Below are 16805 nucleotides of genomic sequence, written 5' to 3'. Positions count from 1 at the left end.
CGCCGTCCGGCTGGGTTTGCCCTTGAACTGCCGATTTTTTCGCATCGCCGCCGATGACGGCAAATTGTGGCGGTCTCGTCGGTGGGGCGGACTCAGCGCCCGTATCCGGGGCGGCGGCGGCGCAGATAGCGTTCGAAATCGGCAGCCAGCGCGTCGCCGTCGATCTTGCCCAGGACTTCGCTCATGTCGACCTCGGCGTCGCGCTGCTCCAGCGACTCCACGTATTCGGCCAGGTCCTCGTCCTCGGCGGCCACCTCGGTGATCGACTGTTCCCACTCCTCGGCCAGCGCGGGCAGATCGCCCAGCGGAACCTCGATGTCGAGCACCTCTTCGACGCGCCGCAGCAGCGCCACCGTCGCCTTCGGGTTGGGCGGACTCGACACGTAGTGCGGCACCGCCGCCCAGAACGTCACCGCGGGGATCCCGGCGGCCACGCACGCGTCCTGGAAGACCCCGGCGATCCCGGTCGGCCCCTCGTAGCGCGTTTCCTCCAGGCCGAACAGCTTCGCCGACTCCGGCGAGTAGGCCGCGCCGGAGACGGGCACCGGTCGCGTGTGGGGCGTGTCGGCCAGCAGGGCGCCGAGGATCACGACGGTGTCGACGTTGAGCTTGTCGGCGATGGCCACCAACTCGGCGCAGAAGGTGCGCCAGCGCATGTTGGGCTCCACCCCGTGCATCAGCACCACGTCGCGGCCACTGCCCGGCGGCCGGCAGTGCGAGATGCGCATCGCCGGCCACACCAGCTCGCGGGTGACGCCGTCGATCTGGCGGATCACCGGACGATTCACCTGGTAGTCGTAGTACGCCTCGTCGTCGATCTCGACGATGGCCTCCGCTTCCCAGATGGCCTCGAGGTGCTCGAGCGCGTCGCTGGCCGCGTCACCGGCGTCGTTCCAGCCCTCGAACGCCGCCACGACGACGGTGTTGCGCAGTTCGGGCAGCGCGGCACCGCCCTCGCGCCCGCCATCCCTCCAAGTCACAGAATCAGGGTACGGCGTCCCCCGGCGACGACGCGGGCCGTGCGGCATGCGGGTCGGGGGCGGCGGACCCCGCCGCCGGGGGCGAGCCCGAATCCATAGGACGGCTATCCTTAAGCGGGTGGCAGCCGAAAACAAACCCCAGCGTGCGGTGGCCGGCTACGACGCGGTCGAGCCGAAATACGTTCGGCAGCCATTTGGTTAAGCTGGGTAACTACCGACATGGCCGACAAGATCCGCGAGCTGGCGCTCAAGGGCTTCGCAATCGCCGAGCGGGTCGGGTCGAGCTGGGCGTCCAGACGTCGGGTGGCGACGTAGACTCCTCTGGTCGAGAGGCGTTGCAACGGTTCCGGCTGCCTACCGGTATCCGCCACGCTCGGCGAAGTCAAGGACGCCTTCCACTACGGAAGGAACGTACGTGAACGCCTCCAACAGCGCCCCGGCTTCAGAGACCTTCGAGCCGCACATCCGGCCGGACTGCACCCACGAACTGACCACGGCACTGCGTCGGCGGATCATGGTGATCGACGGCGCGATGGGCACGGCGATTCAGCGCGACCGGCCGGACGAGGCCGGTTACCGCGGCGACCGGTTCACGGAGTGGCCTACCGCTCTCCAGGGCAACAACGACTTGCTCAGCCTGACGCAGCCGCACATCATCGCCGGGATTCACCGCGAGTACCTCGAGGCGGGCGCCGACATCCTGGAGACCAACACGTTCAACGCGAATGCGATCTCGCTCGCCGACTACGACATGTCCGATTTGAGCTACGAGCTGAACTACGCCGGCGCCGCACTGGCCCGCAGGACCGCCGACGAGTTCAGCACCCCGGACAAGCCCCGCTACGTGGCCGGAGCAATCGGGCCGACCACGCGGACCGCGTCGATCTCGCCGGACGTCAACGACCCCGGGGCCCGCAACGTCTCCTACGACCAGCTGGTCGCCGCCTACCTCGAATCCGCCAACGGGCTGGTCGACGGCGGTGTCGACCTGCTCATCATTGAGACGATCTTCGATTCGCTGAATGCCAAGGCGGCGGTGTTCGCCGTCGAGACGCTGTTCGAGGAGCGCGGACGCCGCTGGCCGTTGATCATCTCGGGCACGATCACCGACGCTTCCGGGCGGACGTTGTCCGGTCAGGTCACCGAGGCGTTCTGGAACTCGATCCGGCACGCGAAGCCGCTCGCGGTCGGCCTCAACTGCGCCCTGGGTGCGCCGGAGATGCGCCCCTACATCGCCGAGGTGTCGCGGATCGCGGACACCTTCGTCTCCTGCTACCCGAACGCCGGACTGCCCAACGCCTTCGGCGAGTACGACGAGTCCCCGGAACGTCAGGCGAGCTACATCGCCGATTTCGCCGACGCCGGCCTGGTCAACCTGGTCGGTGGGTGTTGCGGGACGGCGCCGCCGCACATCGCCGAGATCGCCAAGGTCGTCGAGGGCAAGCCGCCGCGCGAGGTGCCGAAGATCCCGTTGGCCACCCGGCTTGCGGGTCTCGAACCGCTCAACATCACCGACGAGTCTCTGTTCGTGAACATCGGTGAGCGCACCAACATCACCGGCTCGGCCCGGTTCCGCAACCTGATCAAGGCCGAGGACTACGACACCGCGCTGTCGGTCGCCCTGCAGCAGGTCGAGGTCGGTGCGCAGGTCATCGACATCAACATGGACGAGGGCATGATCGACGGCGTCGCCGCGATGGACCGGTTCACCAAGCTGGTCGCGGCCGAACCGGACATCAGCCGCGTCCCGGTGATGATCGACTCCTCCAAGTGGGAGGTCATCGAGACGGGCCTGAAGAACGTGCAGGGCAAGCCGATCGTGAACTCGATCTCCCTGAAGGAGGGCGAGGAGAAGTTCGTCCGCGAGGCGCGGTTGTGCCGCAAGTACGGCGCCGCCGTCGTCGTGATGGCCTTCGACGAGCAGGGGCAGGCCGACAATCTGGAGCGCCGCAAACAGATCTGCGGGCGCGCCTACCGGATCCTGACCGAAGAGGTCGGCTTCCCGGCCGAGGACATCATCTTCGATCCGAACTGCTTCGCGCTGGCGACCGGTATCGAGGAGCACGCGACCTACGGGATCGACTTCATCGAGGCCTGCGCCTGGATCAAGGAGAACCTGCCCGGCGTGCACATTTCCGGCGGTATCTCGAACGTGTCGTTTTCGTTCCGGGGCAACAATCCCGTCCGCGAGGCGATCCACGCGGTGTTTTTGTTCCACGCCATCAAGGCCGGCCTGGACATGGGCATCGTCAACGCCGGTGCGCTGGTGCCCTACGACTCGATCGACCCGGAGCTGCGGGACCGGATCGAGGACGTCGTCCTGAACCGTCGCGAGGATGCTGCCGAACGGCTCCTGGAGATTGCCGAGCGGTTCAACTCCTCGGAGAAGAGCGAGGGCCCGGCGACCGCCGAATGGCGCAACCTGCCGGTCCGCGAGCGGATCACGCACGCCCTGGTCAAGGGCATCGATGCCCACGTCGATGACGACACCGAGGAGTTGCGGGCCGAGATCGCCGCCGCCGGTGGCCGCCCGATCGAGGTGATCGAGGGCCCGCTGATGGACGGAATGAACGTCGTCGGTGACCTGTTCGGCTCGGGCAAGATGTTTTTGCCCCAGGTCGTCAAGTCGGCCCGGGTGATGAAGAAGGCCGTGGCGTACCTGCTGCCGTTCATCGAGGCGGAGAAAGAGCAGAACGGCACGGCTGGGGCTCCCGAGGCCAAGGACACCAGCGGCACCATCGTGATGGCGACCGTGAAGGGCGACGTGCACGACATCGGCAAGAACATCGTCGGGGTCGTGTTGCAGTGCAACAACTTCGAGGTGATCGACCTCGGGGTGATGGTGCCCGCCGAGAAGATTCTGGCCGCGGCGAAGGAGCACGACGCCGACATCATCGGGCTGTCCGGGCTGATCACCCCGTCGCTGGACGAGATGGTCAACTTCGCCGCCGAGATGGAACGCGAGGGGCTGGATATCCCGTTGCTGATCGGCGGGGCGACCACCTCGCGCGCCCACACGGCCGTGAAGGTGGCGCCGCGCCGCAGCGGCCCGGTGGTGTGGGTCAAGGACGCATCCCGCTCGGTGCCGGTCGCCGCCGCGCTGCTGGACGACAAGCAGCGTCCGGCGCTGCTGGAGGCCACCGAGCAGGACTACGCATCGCTGCGCGAACGGCACTCCCAGAAGAACGAGCGGCCGATGCTGACGCTGGAGAAGGCCCGCGCCAACCGGACGCCGATCGAGTGGGACGGCTACACGCCGCCGGTACCCGCCCAAGGGCTCGGCGTGCGGGAGTTTCACGACTATGACCTCGCCGAGTTGCGCGATTACATCGACTGGCAGCCGTTCTTCAACGCCTGGGAGATGAAGGGCCGTTTCCCCGACATCCTCAACAACCCCTCCACCGGCGAGGCCGCCCGCAAGCTCTACGACGAGGCCCAGGAGATGCTCGACACCCTGATCAAGGAGAAGTGGCTGACCGCCAACGGGGTGATCGGCTTCTTCCCGGCGAACGCGGTCGGAGACGACATCGAGGTCTACACCGACGACACCCGCACCAAGGTGCTGACCACGTTGCACAACCTGCGCCAGCAGGGCGAGCACCGGGACGGCATCCCGAACCGGTCGCTAAGTGACTACATCGCGCCCAAGGACACCGGCCTGGCCGACTACGTCGGCGCCTTCGCCGTCACCGCGGGCCTGGGCGGCGGGGACAAGATCGCGGAGTTCAAGGCGGCCAACGACGACTACAGCGCGATCCTGCTGGAGTCGATCGCCGACCGGCTGGCAGAGGCGTTCGCCGAACGGATGCACCAACGGGTCCGCAAGGAGTTTTGGGGATTCCAGCCCGACGAGCAGTTGGACAACGCGGCGCTCATCGACGAGAAGTACGTCGGGATCCGCCCGGCCCCTGGCTACCCGGCCTGCCCGGAGCACACCGAGAAGCTGACGCTCTGGGAGTTGATGGAGGTCAAGGAGCGGACCGGTATCGAGTTGACCGAGTCGATGGCGATGTGGCCCGGCGCCGCCGTCAGCGGCTGGTATTTCTCGCACCCGCAGTCGCAGTACTTCGTGATCGGTCGGATGGCCCAGGACCAGGTCGCCGACTACGCGAAGCGCAAGGGCTGGACCCTGCGGGAGGCCGAGCGCTGGCTGGGCCCGAACCTCGGCTACAACCCGGAGGACTGAGCCCCTCGCCCGGCCGCCGAGCGCGCGTGTTTGTACGGGGACACGCCGGTGAGGGTGGCATTCTGCGCACCCTCGCGACGAGCGCGGCGGGCGCAGCATGACAGAATCGCTGGCCGTGAAAACCTTCGAGGATCTTTTCGCCGAACTCGGCGACCGCGCCCGCACCCGACCGGCCGGCAGCGCCACGGTCGCCGCGCTGGACGGCGGGGTGCATGGGCTGGGCAAGAAGATCCTCGAGGAGGCCGGCGAGGTCTGGCTGGCCGCCGAGCACGAACCCGACGACGCCCTGGCCGAGGAGATCAGCCAACTGCTGTACTGGACGCAGGTGCTGATGATCGCGCGCGGACTGTCCCTCGACGACATCTACCGGAAGCTGTGAGCATGTTGCGCGTCGCGGTTCCCAACAAAGGTTCGCTGAGCGAGCCGGCCTCCGAAATCCTCGCGGAGGCCGGCTACCGTCGCCGCAGCGACCCCAAGGACCTGACGGTCCTCGACCCCGTCAACCAGGTCGAGTTCTTCTTCCTGCGCCCCAAAGACATTGCGATCTATGTCGGTTCGGGAGAACTCGATTTCGGGATCACCGGACGCGACCTGGTGTGCGATTCCGGTGCGGCGGTGCGCGAGTGCCTGGCGCTCGGCTTCGGGTCGTCGAGCTTCCGCTACGCCGGGCCGGCGGGTCGCAAGTGGACGATGGCCGACCTGGCCGGCAAACGCATCGCGACCGCCTACCCGAACCTGGTCCGGAAAGATCTGGCCGAGCGGGGAATCGAGGCGACCGTCATCGGGCTCGACGGCGCGGTGGAGATCTCGGTGCAACTCGGGGTCGCCGACGCCATCGCCGACGTGGTGGGGTCCGGGCGCACCCTGAGCCTGCACCACCTCGTCGCCTTCGGTGAGCCGCTGTGCGATTCGGAGGCGGTGCTGATCGAGAGCATGGACTACGACGCCCAGCAGGCCAGGGCGGCACGCGACCAGCTGGTGGCCCGGATCCAGGGTGTGGTGTTCGGCCAGCAGTACCTGATGCTCGACTACGACTGCCCGCGCTCGGTGTTGGACCAGGCCACCTCGATCACGCCGGGGCTGGAGTCGCCGACCATCGCGCCGCTCGCCGACCCGGCCTGGGTCGCCATCCGCGCGCTGGTGCCACGACGGGGCGTCAACGAGGTCATGGACGAGCTCGCCGCGATCGGCGCCAAGGCGATCCTCGCCTCTGACATCCGGTTTTGCCGGTTCTGACGGCGGGTGCGGCTCGCGCGGCTGTGTTAGCGTCCGCGTAGCTGAGCCGCCACCCGCGTCGCCTTAGTCCCCGGGAGGGCCCGTGTTGCATGTGCTCGTTTTGCTGATGGCCTTGCTGATCGGCGTCGTCGCCGGCTTGCGTTCCCTGACGGCTCCCGCCGTCGTCGCCTGGGCCGCCATGCTCGGGTGGATCGACCTGCAGTCCACCTGGGCGTTCTGGATGGGCAACGGCATCACGGTCGCGATCGTCACCGTCCTGGCGATCGCCGAACTCGTTACCGACAAACTCCCGAAGACACCGCCGCGCACCGCGCCGCCGGCCTTCGCCGGGCGCATCACGATGGGCGCGTTCGCCGCCGCGGTGATCGGCGCCGCGTGGCACTACACCTTCTCCGCGCTCGGCTGCGGTGTGATCGGGGCCGTGATCGGGACCATGGGCGGCTACCAGACGCGCCGGCGGCTGGTGGAGTCCCGCGGCGGGCAGGACCTGCCGATCGCGCTGTTGGAGGACGCGGTCGCGGCGGTCGGTGGGTTCGCGATCCTGGCGCTGACGGCCAGCCTGTGACGGAGCGTTTCGACGCGATCATCGTCGGTGCCGGCCAGGCGGGGCCGCCGCTGGCCGGTCGGCTGACTGCCGCCGGGCAGCGCGTCGCCGTCGTCGAGCGCAAACTCGTCGGGGGCACCTGCGTCAACACCGGGTGCATCCCCACCAAGACGCTGGTGGCCAGCGCGCGGGCCGCGCAGGTGGCGCGTCGCGGGGCGGAGTACGGCGTCGTGACCGGACCGGTGCGCGTGGACATGGCGAAGGTCAAGGCGCGCAAGGACGAGATCATGCTCGCCGACCGCCACGGCGTCGAGAGCTGGCTGGCCGACATGGACGGCTGCACCGTCGTCCGCGGTCACGCCCGTTTCGTGGATCCGCACACCCTGCGGGTCGGCGACGACCTGCTGCGCGGCGAGCGGATCTTCCTCAACGTCGGCGGCCGTGCGGTGGTGCCCGACATTCCGGGACTGTCCGGCGTCGACTATCTCACCAACGTCTCGATCCTCGAATTAGACACGCTGCCAACCCATCTGGTCGTCGTGGGTGGCAGCTAGATCGCGCTGGAGTTCGCGCAGATGTACCGGCGCTTCGGGTCCCGGGTCACCGTGGTCGAGCGGGGCCCCAGGCTGGCGTCCCGCGAAGACCAAGACGTGTCGGCGGCCATCCTGGGCATCCTCGAGAACGAAGGAGTCGAGGTCCTCCTCGGCGCCGACGACGTGCGAATCACCAAGAGCGACAAAGGGTTCGACCTCACGCCGGGCCCCGGTGCCGCACCGGTCGCGGGCACCCACCTGCTGCTGGCGGCGGGGCGGCGGCCCAACACCGACGACCTGGGCCTGGAAGCGGCCGGCGTGCAGACCGTCGACCGCGGCTACGTATTGGTCGACGACGGGCTCAAGACCAGCGCCGATCACATCTGGGCGATGGGCGACTGCAACGGCAGGGGCGCGTTCACCCATACCTCCTGCAACGACTTCGAGATCGTGGCCGCCAACCTCCTCGACGGCGACCCGCGGCGCGTGAGCGACCGGATCACCACCTACGCGCTGTACATCGATCCACCGCTGGGCCGGCCGGCATGACTCTCGCGCAGGTCCGTGCGTCGAGCTGCAGGGCGCTGGTCGGCACGCGGCCGATGACGCGGGTGGGCAGGGCGGTGGAAAAGGGTGAGACGCAAGGCTTCATGAAGATCGTCGTCGACACCGACACCGAGCAAATCCTGGGGGCGGCCATCCTGGGGGTCGGCGGCGACGAGGCGATTCACGCCATCCTGGACGTCATGTCCGCCGGCGCGCCCTACACCACGCTGGCGCGCACCATGCACATCCACCCCACCGTCAGCGAGCTCGTCCCCACGATGTTGCAGGAGCTCTCGCCGCTCACCCGATCGGATTAGGCCGCCGGTGAGGTGCGCGGCGAAACATCAACGGCCGCAAAGCTTTCCGGCCATCCGGGGTAGGGTGGGGGAGTTCCGCCGAAGAGCGGGCAGTGCTGCTGGTGGGGGCACCAGTCGCACAGCCGTGACTGCTTGGGCCGGAAATCGCCGGTCTGACCGGCAGATTGGATGGCGCGCCACATCGCCATCAGCGTCTTTTCGAAGCGCAGCAGCTCCTCGTGATCCGGCGAATAGTCCAGCACCTGTCCGTCGGCGAGGTAGATCAGGCGCAGCCGGGCGGGCAGCACACCGCGGGAACGCAGCAGCGCCACGGCGTAGAACTTCATCTGGAACATCGCCTTGAACTCCGCCATCGCCCGCGCGGCCGGCGGCGCCTTGCCGGTCTTGTAGTCCACCACCCGCACCTCGCCGGTGGCGGCGACGTCGATGCGGTCGATGAAGCCGCGCAGCAGCGTGCCGTCGGCGAGCTCGACCTCCACCCGCTCCTCGCAGCACTGCGGGTCGAACCGGGTCGGGTCCTCGAGCCGGTAGTAGCCGGAGAGCAGGTCGCGGGCCTCCTCGATCAGCCGGATCCGCTGGTCGGTATCGAACTCGCCGGCCAGGTCGGGCTCCGCCGCGACCACGTGTTCCCACGCGGACTCCACCAGCGACCGTGCCGTGTCGGGCCCGCGCCGCCCCGCGGGCAGGCCGTAGAGCTGTTCCAGGGCGGCGTGCACCACCGAGCCCCGCAGCTGGGCCGCCGACGGGGCCTCGGGCAACCGGTCGATCGCCCGGAACCGGTACAGCAGCGGGCACTGCTTGAAGTCCGCCGCCCGCGACGGCGACAGCGCCGGTCTTGAAGCCGGCCGCGACGGGCGTGTCTCCGGCTCGACGGTCATGCCCGCAGCCTAGGACCGGGCGCCGACAACCCCGGGCACCGGCACCGGCGAGTCGGCTGGCACGCTGGACCGCGTGTTTGCCACCGGTCCGTTCACCAGCGGGGAGCGCGTCCAGCTCACCGACGCCAAGGGCCGGCACTACACGCTGTCGCTCACACCCGGTGCCGAGTTCCACACCCACCGCGGCTCGATCGCGCACGACGCGCTGATCGGCCTGGAACAGGGCAGCGTCGTCAAATCCAGCAACGGCGCCCTGTTCCTGGTGCTGCGCCCCCTGCTCGTCGACTACGTGATGTCGATGCCCCGCGGGCCGCAGGTGATCTACCCCAAGGACGCCGCCCAGATCGTGCACGAGGGCGACATCTTCCCGGGCGCCCGGGTGTTGGAGGCCGGAGCCGGGTCCGGCGCGCTGACCCTTTCGCTCCTGCGCGCCGTCGGGCCCGACGGGCGGGTGGTCTCCTACGAACAGCGCGCCGACCACGCCGAGCACGCGCGGCGCAACGTGGCCGCCTTTCACGGCGATGCGGGCCGGCCGCCCGCGAACTGGCAGTTGATCGTCGGCGACGTCGGCGAGTCGGACCTCCCCGATGGCTCCTTCGACCGCGCGGTCCTCGACATGCTCGCGCCCTGGGAGGTGCTGGACGCGGTGGCGCGGCTTGTGGTCGCCGGCGGGGTCCTGATCGTCTACGTCGCCACCGTGCCCCAGCTGTCGAAGGCGGTGGAGGCGCTGCGGGCGCAGCAATGCTGGACCGAGCCGCGCGCGTGGGAGACGCTGCAGCGCGGCTGGAACGTCGTGGGCCTGGCGGTGCGGCCGCAACACACGATGCGCGGGCACACCGCGTTCCTGATCTTCACGCGCCGGCTCGCTCCCGGCGCGGTGGCCCCGGCGCCGCTGGGCCGCAAGCGGCCGGGACGCGACGGCTAGCCGGACCAGTCGTCGCTGCGGTGCAGACCCCGTCGCACCGATAGCAGCTCGAACTCGGGATGCGCGGCAACCAGACGTTCGGCGGCATCCAGGACCTCGACCGCATGGCTGCGGTCGCCCGACACCATGGCCACCCCGATGCCGGCCCTGCGATGCAACTCGGGGGAGTTGGTTTCGGCCGCCGACACGCTGAGCTTGCGCTGCAGCTCGGCGACCACCGGGCGGACCACCGACCGCTTCTGTTTGAGCGATCGCACGTCGCCCAGCAGCACGTCGAATTCGAGCCAGCCGATCCACATCCCGCTGATCACCTCGGTGGGGCCGGGGCCGGAGCCTGCGCGGGGGGCGGGGCCGGTGGGGCCGAGGCCGTCGGCGCCGACGACTTGCCCAGGGCCAACAGCATCTCCGCGGTCCGCCGCGACAACTGCCAGCCGTCCTGGGAGGGCGTGAACTCCATGGGGAAGGTGAAGTTGCCGTTGTCCGCCTTGGCGGTGTTGACGGTGACCATGGCCTTGACGTTCGAGGGGTTCTTGTCCGACCACGCGATGTCGTTGGCTGCGAAGGTCATCGGCAGGTAGCCGTTGTCGCGCAGCGCGGTGGTGAACTTTTCCAGGGTCCCCGCATTCTCGGGCGTGGCGCCTTCGATGAGGTTCACCTTCTCGGCGGCGGGGACGTTGGGGTCGGCGAGCCGGCTCAGCACGTCGGTCAGCGCCGGGGGTGCGGGCAACGGGACCGCCGGGGGAGCGACCACCGCAGGCGGCGACGTCGGCGATGCCGGTGCGGCCCGCGACGACGGCGGCAACGACACCGTCGGCTTGGAGGGCGAACATGCCGAGAGCCCGAACGCGGCCACGGTGGCCAGCGCAACGCAGAGTTGCCGGCGCATCCAGTCGGTCAGCCCCGGCGCCGCGTGTCCGCGTCGGAGACCGCACCGCCGGATGCAACGGACGTCACACCGGCGGCTCCCGCGCCGGGAACGGCGAGGGCGGCTGGGCCCGTGGCGAGGGGGTTTGTGGTCACGCCTTCCCTTTCGATCCACCCGAATGCAAGGCGACGTTACCAGCGGCATCACAGTTTTAACTTTTGGCGGCATTCGGTTCCGCACATCAAGCGCCAATCGCCGGTAGCGTTGAAGTATCCGCTGCACCAATTCCTGGTGTGGGAAAGGAGCGCAACATGGGTGACTCAGAGCGTTCTGATGCTGCCGAGTTGGAACAACTACGGCGTGAGGCGGCGCTGCTTCGCGAGCAACTCGAGCAGGCGGTCGGTACGCAGGGCGGCGGCCGCACCGCACGAGACGTGCATCAACTCGAGGCCCGTATCGACTCTCTGGCGGCCCGCAACTCCAAGTTGATGGAAACCCTCAAAGAAGCCCGCCAGCAACTGCTGGCGTTGCGCGAGGAAGTCGACCGGCTCGGCCAGCCGCCCAGCGGCTACGGCGTGCTGTTGGGCGCACACGAAGACGACACGGTCGACGTCTTCACGTCCGGCCGCAAGATGCGCTTGACGTGCTCTCCCAACATCGACCCCACGTCGCTGCGGAAGGGCCAGACGGTCCGGCTCAACGAGGCCCTGACCGTCGTCGAGGCCGGCACGTTCGAATCGGTCGGTGAGATCTCGACTTTGCGCGAGGTGCTGGCCGACGGTAGCCGGGCCCTGGTCGTCGGCCACGCCGACGAGGAGCGCATCGTGTGGCTCGCCGAGCCGCTGGTCGCCGAGGACCTGCCCGACGGTGTTCCCGACGCTCTGAACGACGACACCAAGCCCCGCAAGCTGCGCCCGGGTGACTCGCTGCTGGTCGACACCAAGGCCGGCTATGCCTTCGAGCGCATCCCCAAGGCCGAGGTCGAAGACCTGGTCCTGGAGGAGGTGCCCGACGTCAGCTACTCCGACATCGGTGGGCTGACCCGCCAGATCGAGCAGATTCGCGACGCGGTCGAGTTGCCGTTCCTGCACAAGGAGCTGTACCGGGAGTACGCGCTGCGTCCGCCCAAGGGCGTGCTGCTCTACGGCCCGCCCGGCTGCGGTAAGACGCTGATCGCCAAGGCGGTGGCCAACTCGTTGGCCAAGAAGATGGCCGAGGTGCGCGGCGACGACGCCCGCGAGGCCAAGTCGTACTTCCTCAACATCAAGGGCCCGGAGCTGCTCAACAAGTTCGTCGGCGAGACCGAGCGGCACATCCGGCTGATTTTCCAGCGGGCCCGCGAGAAGGCGTCGGAGGGAACGCCGGTGATCGTGTTCTTCGACGAGATGGACTCGATCTTCCGCACCCGCGGCACCGGGGTCTCCTCGGACGTCGAAACGACCGTCGTCCCGCAGCTTTTGAGCGAGATCGACGGCGTGGAGGGGCTGGAGAACGTCATCGTGATCGGCGCCTCCAACCGCGAGGACATGATCGACCCGGCGATCCTGCGGCCCGGCCGCCTCGACGTGAAGATCAAGATCGAACGCCCCGATGCCGAAGCGGCACAGGACATCTTCTCGAAGTACCTGGTCGAGTCGCTGCCGGTGCACGCCGACGACCTGGCGGAGTTCGACGGTGACCGAGGCGCCTGCATCAAGGCGATGATCGAGAAGGTCGTCGACCGGATGTACGCCGAGATCGACGACAACCGGTTCCTGGAGGTCACCTACGCCAACGGTGACAAGGAAGTCATGTATTTCAAGGACTTCAACTCCGGGGCGATGATCCAGAACGTCGTCGACAGGGCGAAGAAGAACGCCATCAAGTCTGTGCTCGAAACCGGCCAACCGGGTCTGCGGATCCAGCATCTGCTCGACTCGATCGTCGACGAGTTCGCCGAGAACGAGGACCTGCCCAACACCACTAACCCCGATGACTGGGCGCGGATTTCGGGCAAGAAGGGTGAGCGGATCGTCTACATCCGCACCCTGGTCACCGGCAAGTCATCGAGCGCGTCGCGCGCCATCGACACCGAATCCAACCTCGGTCAGTACCTCTAAGGCCGCCACCGCGAAACAAAAGCCATGCGCCCACGCCGCGGCGTGGGCGCATGGCTTTATGTTTCGGCGAGCGAGTAGCTGTTGGTCAGGTCGTCCTGGGTGACCTTGGCCGGCCGGGTCGTGGTGTCGATGCGCAGGGTCTCGGTGAGCACCCGCGGTTGGTAGCTCCAGCCTTCGGGCAGATTGAGCCGTTCGGCCAGGCCGGGCAGGTCCGCCCGGGACAGGTTGGGATCGGCGACCTGGCTGTAGGTCTGCATGACCCAGCGCCGGCCTTCGGGGTCGATCAGCTCGTAGACCTCGGAGCCGGCGTTGAAGACGAAGACCGTGTTGCGGTCCACCTCGTTGAGGCTGTAGGGAGCCGGGTTCATCGACGACATCGCGACCGTGGCCTGGCGGATCATCTCGATCCCGCCGAAGGTCTCCGTCTCCTGCTGGCCCTGCGGCTGCTTTTCGATCGCATCCATCAGCCAGTAGCGCGGGCCGTTGAGCAATGCGGCGGCCGCGCCGTGCTCGGCGGCGATGGCCTGAGGGTCGAGCGCGGACCACAGCTCGGCGGGGCAGTCGTTGAGCGGGAAGCTGTTGTACACGGTGGCCCGGGGGCCGGACTCGCCGACCTTCACGAGAAGCACTTCGCCGTAACGCTTCCCGGCCAGATCGGTTGCCTGTTGATTCGCTACGTGGTCGGATTCGGGGGCTGACACACGGTGAAGTTAGTCACTGCCATAGGCCGCGTCAACAGCTGGCGCCGGCGCAGCGACGGCACCGCGGTAGCGGTTGCGCGCGATCAGGGTGACGTGCAGATCGTCGATCAAGGGGTCGAGGAAGGTGGACCGGTATTCGCCGTCGCCGACCGCACGGGCACCGATGTACATGAACGCCAGCGCGACGAGGAAGAGGCAGGTGTTGATCAGCGGCTGCGGCACCGGGACCGTCATCGTCAGCAGCGTGCCGTGCGTCGAGCCCTTGCTGTGGGTCCATTCGGCGAGCAGCGGTTCGCTGAGCAGGATCAGGCCGAGAACGAAGAAGATCGTGGCGATGACCGCGGCCACCACCAGGATCTGCACCAGCTGCGAGGTGGCGAGCACGAACACGACGTTCAGGCGCTCGGCCCTGGTCAGGCGGGGGCTGGCCGGCGGGTCCGCCATGTCGGCAAAGGGCGTGTCGGCCAGCCGTTCGCAGTCGTGGGGCGGGGCGGCAGTCGTCCGCAGCATCGGCCGGACCCGTTCCAGGCTCCCGGACACGACGAACGCCGCCGCGATGGCGACGAGAAACGCCAGCGCCAGCCAGAGCCGCTGCTGGCTGATCGTCGCCGCCATGAGCCAGACATAGGGGTTGAGGAACACCAGGACGGTCAGCAACACGACGGGCAGGGCCCGCACCGCCATGGAGCCCACCGCCGCGAGGTGCGACAACGTCATCCGCACCGCCCAGGCGAACACCGCCCCGACGCCGGAGGCGGTCAAGAGCAGCGCCAGAGCCACCAGGGCGGCGATCCGCAGCACGTGAATCGGGCCGGTTTCGATGGTTCCGGTGATGGTCGCGAAGGCCACCGCGATGGCCGCGACAACCGTGCGGCTGCGGCTGCCCGACAACCGGGACACCAGCCAGCCGACGACGGCGGCCAGCGGCAACATGGCCGCCAGGATGGCCAGCAGTCCCCATTCGACGGCCGTCGGGTTTCCGACGATGTCGACGTTGCGGTCTCCGGTGATCACCCAGATCGCGAGCTCGCAGCCCTCGGTCGTCGCGTAGGCCGCCAACACGGGCGCCGACCGGGGCCAGAGCCGGCGCACCCGCGCCCGCGGTGTCAGCACCAGCGGCAGGCCGCGGGCCAGGAACCAACTCTCGGCCGCGTCACCCGCCGACGCTCCGGCCGGCGGACGGCTGAGAGGGCCCATGACGGCTCACCCTACGGCCGGCGCGCTCCGCGCGCCGGCGATACCGCCGCGTCCAGGCGGCGACCGAGCGCGGGCAGCTCTTCGCCGCCGACTACTCACGCCCCGCTTCGCGGGCCGCTTCGTCGCCGGGCCTAGGCTTATGGCATGCAACGGATTATCGGGACGGAGGTCGAGTACGGTATCTCGTCGCCGTCGGACCCGACCGCCAACCCGATCCTCACCTCGACCCAGGCGGTGTTGGCCTACGCGGCGGCCGCCGGCATTCAGCGCGCCAAACGCACCCGCTGGGACTACGAGGTCGAGTCGCCGCTGCGCGACGCCCGCGGCTTCGATCTGAGTAGGTCGACGGGTCCGCCGCCGGTGGTCGACGCCGACGAGGTCGGCGCGGCCAACATGATCCTCACCAACGGGGCGCGGCTCTACGTTGACCACGCCCACCCGGAGTACTCCGCGCCCGAGTGCACCGACCCCCTGGACGCCGTGATCTGGGACAAGGCGGGCGAGCGTGTGATGGAAGCCGCCGCCCGCCACGTCGCCAGCGTGCCGGGCGCCGCGAAACTGCAGCTTTACAAGAACAACGTCGACGGCAAAGGCGCCTCCTACGGGGCGCACGAGAACTACCTGATGAGCCGGCAGACGCCGTTCTCGGCGATCATCGCCGGCCTGACCCCGTTTCTGGTATCGCGCCAGGTGGTGACCGGCTCCGGTCGGGTGGGCATCGGCCCATCCGGTGACGAGCCGGGCTTCCAGCTTTCGCAGCGTTCCGATTACATCGAGGTCGAGGTCGGGCTGGAGACCACGCTCAAGCGCGGGATCATCAACACCCGCGACGAGCCGCACGCCGACGCCGACAGGTACCGCCGGTTGCACGTGATCATCGGAGACGCCAACCTCGCCGAGACCTCGACCTACCTCAAGCTGGGCACCACCGCGCTCGTGCTCGACTTGATCGAAGAGGGCCCCGCCCACGGAATAGACCTCAGCGACCTGACCCTGGCCCGGCCGGTGCACGCGGTCCACGCCATCAGCCGCGATCCCGGCCTGCGCGCCACCGTCGCGCTGTCCGACGGCCGTGAAATGACCGGCCTTGCGCTACAACGGGTTTACCTGGACCGGGTGGCAAAACTGGTCGACAGCCGCGACCCCGACCCACGCGCGTCCGACGTAGTGGAGACGTGGGCGCACGTGCTCGACCAGCTCGAACGCGACCCCATGGACTGCGCCGAGCTGCTCGACTGGCCGGCCAAACTGCGACTGCTGGAGGGTTTTCGGCAGCGGGAGAACCTGAGCTGGTCGGCGCCGCGGCTGCACCTGGTGGATCTGCAATATTCCGACGTCCGGCTGGACAAGGGCCTCTACAACCGGTTGGTGGCGCGCGGATCCATGAAACGACTGGTCAGCGAACAACAGGTACTCGACGCCGTGGACAGTCCGCCTACGGACACCCGTGCCTACTTTCGCGGCGAATGCCTACGCAGATTCGGTGCCGACATCGCGGCGGCAAGCTGGGACTCGGTCATATTCGACCTGGGCGGCGATTCGCTGGTCCGTATCCCCACCCTGGAACCGCTGCGGGGCAGCAAAGCGCACGTCGGGGCGCTGCTGGATTCGGTGGACAGCGCGGCCGAACTGGTCCAGCAGCTGACCAGCTGATATCGGGGGACCCGATTGTTTGCGGGCGTGCGAAGCGCGACGGCCAACGCGGGCCGACAATACTGGTGTGGAGCCGGGAAACGTCGGAGTGGAACGGTAGGGTAGGGAAATACCAGCAGGCGCGTGACGCGGCTGTTTATCATGC

The 16805-nt window shown here is 68.5% G+C and carries 13 protein-coding genes and 1 pseudogene; 8 read left to right on the top strand and 6 right to left on the bottom strand.

The genetic code is table 11. The annotated features are described in order from the left end of the window. Nucleotides 1-92 precede the first annotated feature (92 nt). On the bottom strand, nucleotides 93-1028 hold the full coding sequence (locus AB8998_RS16230; protein WP_369738805.1) for a PAC2 family protein: 936 nt from the start codon (nucleotides 1026-1028) through the stop codon (nucleotides 93-95). Between the two features lie 466 nt (nucleotides 1029-1494). Between AB8998_RS16230 and metH the strand changes: the two genes are divergently transcribed. The 5 genes and pseudogenes from metH (at nucleotide 1495) to AB8998_RS16205 (ending at nucleotide 8342) form a co-directional block, all read left to right on the top strand. Then, the gene (gene metH / locus AB8998_RS16225; protein ID WP_369741609.1) at nucleotides 1495-5166 is read left to right on the top strand and encodes a methionine synthase; all 3672 of its coding nucleotides are present in this window, start codon (nucleotides 1495-1497) and stop codon (nucleotides 5164-5166) included. A 97-nt stretch (nucleotides 5167-5263) separates the two neighbouring features. Continuing rightward, nucleotides 5264-5545 (top strand): phosphoribosyl-ATP diphosphatase, encoded by a 282-nt coding sequence (locus tag AB8998_RS16220; RefSeq protein WP_144948834.1) that lies wholly within the window; start codon nucleotides 5264-5266, stop codon nucleotides 5543-5545. Between the two features lie 2 nt (nucleotides 5546-5547). Continuing rightward, nucleotides 5548-6402: an ATP phosphoribosyltransferase gene (gene hisG / locus AB8998_RS16215; RefSeq protein ID WP_369738804.1), complete on the top strand. Its 855-nt coding sequence runs from the start codon at nucleotides 5548-5550 to the stop codon at nucleotides 6400-6402. A gap of 82 nt (nucleotides 6403-6484) precedes the next feature. Continuing rightward, a complete protein-coding gene (locus AB8998_RS16210) occupies nucleotides 6485-6967 on the top strand; it encodes a DUF4126 domain-containing protein (protein WP_369738803.1) in 483 nt (160 codons plus the stop codon). Continuing rightward, a pseudogene (locus tag AB8998_RS16205) lies at nucleotides 6964-8342 on the top strand (FAD-containing oxidoreductase). Before AB8998_RS16210 ends, AB8998_RS16205 begins: the two are co-directional and overlap by 4 nt. On the opposite strand, the gene AB8998_RS16200 reads toward AB8998_RS16205, so the two are convergent. Then, the gene (locus tag AB8998_RS16200) at nucleotides 8339-9220 is read right to left on the bottom strand and encodes a RecB family exonuclease (RefSeq protein ID WP_369738802.1); all 882 of its coding nucleotides are present in this window, start codon (nucleotides 9218-9220) and stop codon (nucleotides 8339-8341) included. The pseudogene AB8998_RS16205 and the gene AB8998_RS16200 overlap by 4 nt on opposite strands. Nucleotides 9221-9293: 73 nt before the next feature. Between AB8998_RS16200 and trmI the strand changes: the two genes are divergently transcribed. Continuing rightward, nucleotides 9294-10145, top strand: a complete 852-nt coding sequence (trmI, locus tag AB8998_RS16195; RefSeq protein ID WP_369738801.1) for a tRNA (adenine(58)-N(1))-methyltransferase TrmI — start codon at nucleotides 9294-9296, stop codon at nucleotides 10143-10145. On the opposite strand, the gene AB8998_RS16190 is transcribed toward trmI, so the two are convergent. Both AB8998_RS16190 and lppK read right to left on the bottom strand, forming a co-directional pair. Further along, complete coding sequence (locus tag AB8998_RS16190) at nucleotides 10142-10444, bottom strand: DUF503 domain-containing protein (protein ID WP_369738800.1); 303 nt, start codon at nucleotides 10442-10444, stop codon at nucleotides 10142-10144. The two genes, trmI and AB8998_RS16190, sit on opposite strands and share 4 nt — an antisense overlap. Before the next feature lie 8 nt (nucleotides 10445-10452). Next, nucleotides 10453-11031, bottom strand: a complete 579-nt coding sequence (lppK, locus tag AB8998_RS16185) for a lipoprotein LppK (protein WP_369738799.1) — start codon at nucleotides 11029-11031, stop codon at nucleotides 10453-10455. Nucleotides 11032-11321: 290 nt separating this feature from the next. Between lppK and arc the strand changes: the two genes are divergently transcribed. Further along, the gene (arc, locus tag AB8998_RS16180; RefSeq protein ID WP_369738798.1) at nucleotides 11322-13109 is read left to right on the top strand and encodes a proteasome ATPase; all 1788 of its coding nucleotides are present in this window, start codon (nucleotides 11322-11324) and stop codon (nucleotides 13107-13109) included. Nucleotides 13110-13165: 56 nt separating this feature from the next. Here the strand turns inward: arc and AB8998_RS16175 are convergent, their stop codons facing one another. Then, on the bottom strand, nucleotides 13166-13810 hold the full coding sequence (locus AB8998_RS16175; RefSeq protein ID WP_369738797.1) for a hypothetical protein: 645 nt from the start codon (nucleotides 13808-13810) through the stop codon (nucleotides 13166-13168). A 9-nt stretch (nucleotides 13811-13819) separates the two neighbouring features. After that, nucleotides 13820-15007, bottom strand: coding sequence for a hypothetical protein (locus AB8998_RS16170; protein ID WP_369738796.1), 1188 nt, complete (start codon nucleotides 15005-15007; stop codon nucleotides 13820-13822). 144 nt (nucleotides 15008-15151) lie between these two features. Here AB8998_RS16170 and dop point away from each other — a divergent pair, with 144 nt between their 5' ends. Beyond that, nucleotides 15152-16660 carry a pup deamidase/depupylase gene (gene dop, locus AB8998_RS16165; protein WP_369738795.1) on the top strand — a complete coding sequence of 503 codons (1509 nt, stop codon included), beginning with the start codon at nucleotides 15152-15154 and terminating at the stop codon, nucleotides 16658-16660. Nucleotides 16661-16805: the final 145 nt, after the last annotated feature.

This window comes from Mycobacterium sp. HUMS_12744610 (genome assembly GCF_041206865.1).
Lineage (GTDB): Bacteria > Actinomycetota > Actinomycetes > Mycobacteriales > Mycobacteriaceae > Mycobacterium > Mycobacterium servetii.
Note: the sequence above shows the minus strand (reverse complement) of the source record. Positions and strands in the feature narration are given on the sequence as shown.

Coding starts and splice junctions, on each gene's coding strand:
- AB8998_RS16220 (WP_144948834.1), top strand. CDS start 5,264: ATGACAGAATCGCTGGCCGTGAAAACCTTCGAGGATCTTTTCGCCGAA.
- metH (WP_369741609.1), top strand. CDS start 1,495: ATGGTGATCGACGGCGCGATGGGCACGGCGATTCAGCGCGACCGGCCG.
- lppK (WP_369738799.1), bottom strand. CDS start 11,031: ATGCGCCGGCAACTCTGCGTTGCGCTGGCCACCGTGGCCGCGTTCGGG.
- hisG (WP_369738804.1), top strand. CDS start 5,548: ATGTTGCGCGTCGCGGTTCCCAACAAAGGTTCGCTGAGCGAGCCGGCC.
- AB8998_RS16200 (WP_369738802.1), bottom strand. CDS start 9,220: ATGACCGTCGAGCCGGAGACACGCCCGTCGCGGCCGGCTTCAAGACCG.
- AB8998_RS16230 (WP_369738805.1), bottom strand. CDS start 1,028: ATGCCGCACGGCCCGCGTCGTCGCCGGGGGACGCCGTACCCTGATTCT.
- dop (WP_369738795.1), top strand. CDS start 15,152: ATGCAACGGATTATCGGGACGGAGGTCGAGTACGGTATCTCGTCGCCG.
- arc (WP_369738798.1), top strand. CDS start 11,322: ATGGGTGACTCAGAGCGTTCTGATGCTGCCGAGTTGGAACAACTACGG.
- AB8998_RS16190 (WP_369738800.1), bottom strand. CDS start 10,444: ATGTGGATCGGCTGGCTCGAATTCGACGTGCTGCTGGGCGACGTGCGA.
- AB8998_RS16170 (WP_369738796.1), bottom strand. CDS start 15,007: ATGGGCCCTCTCAGCCGTCCGCCGGCCGGAGCGTCGGCGGGTGACGCG.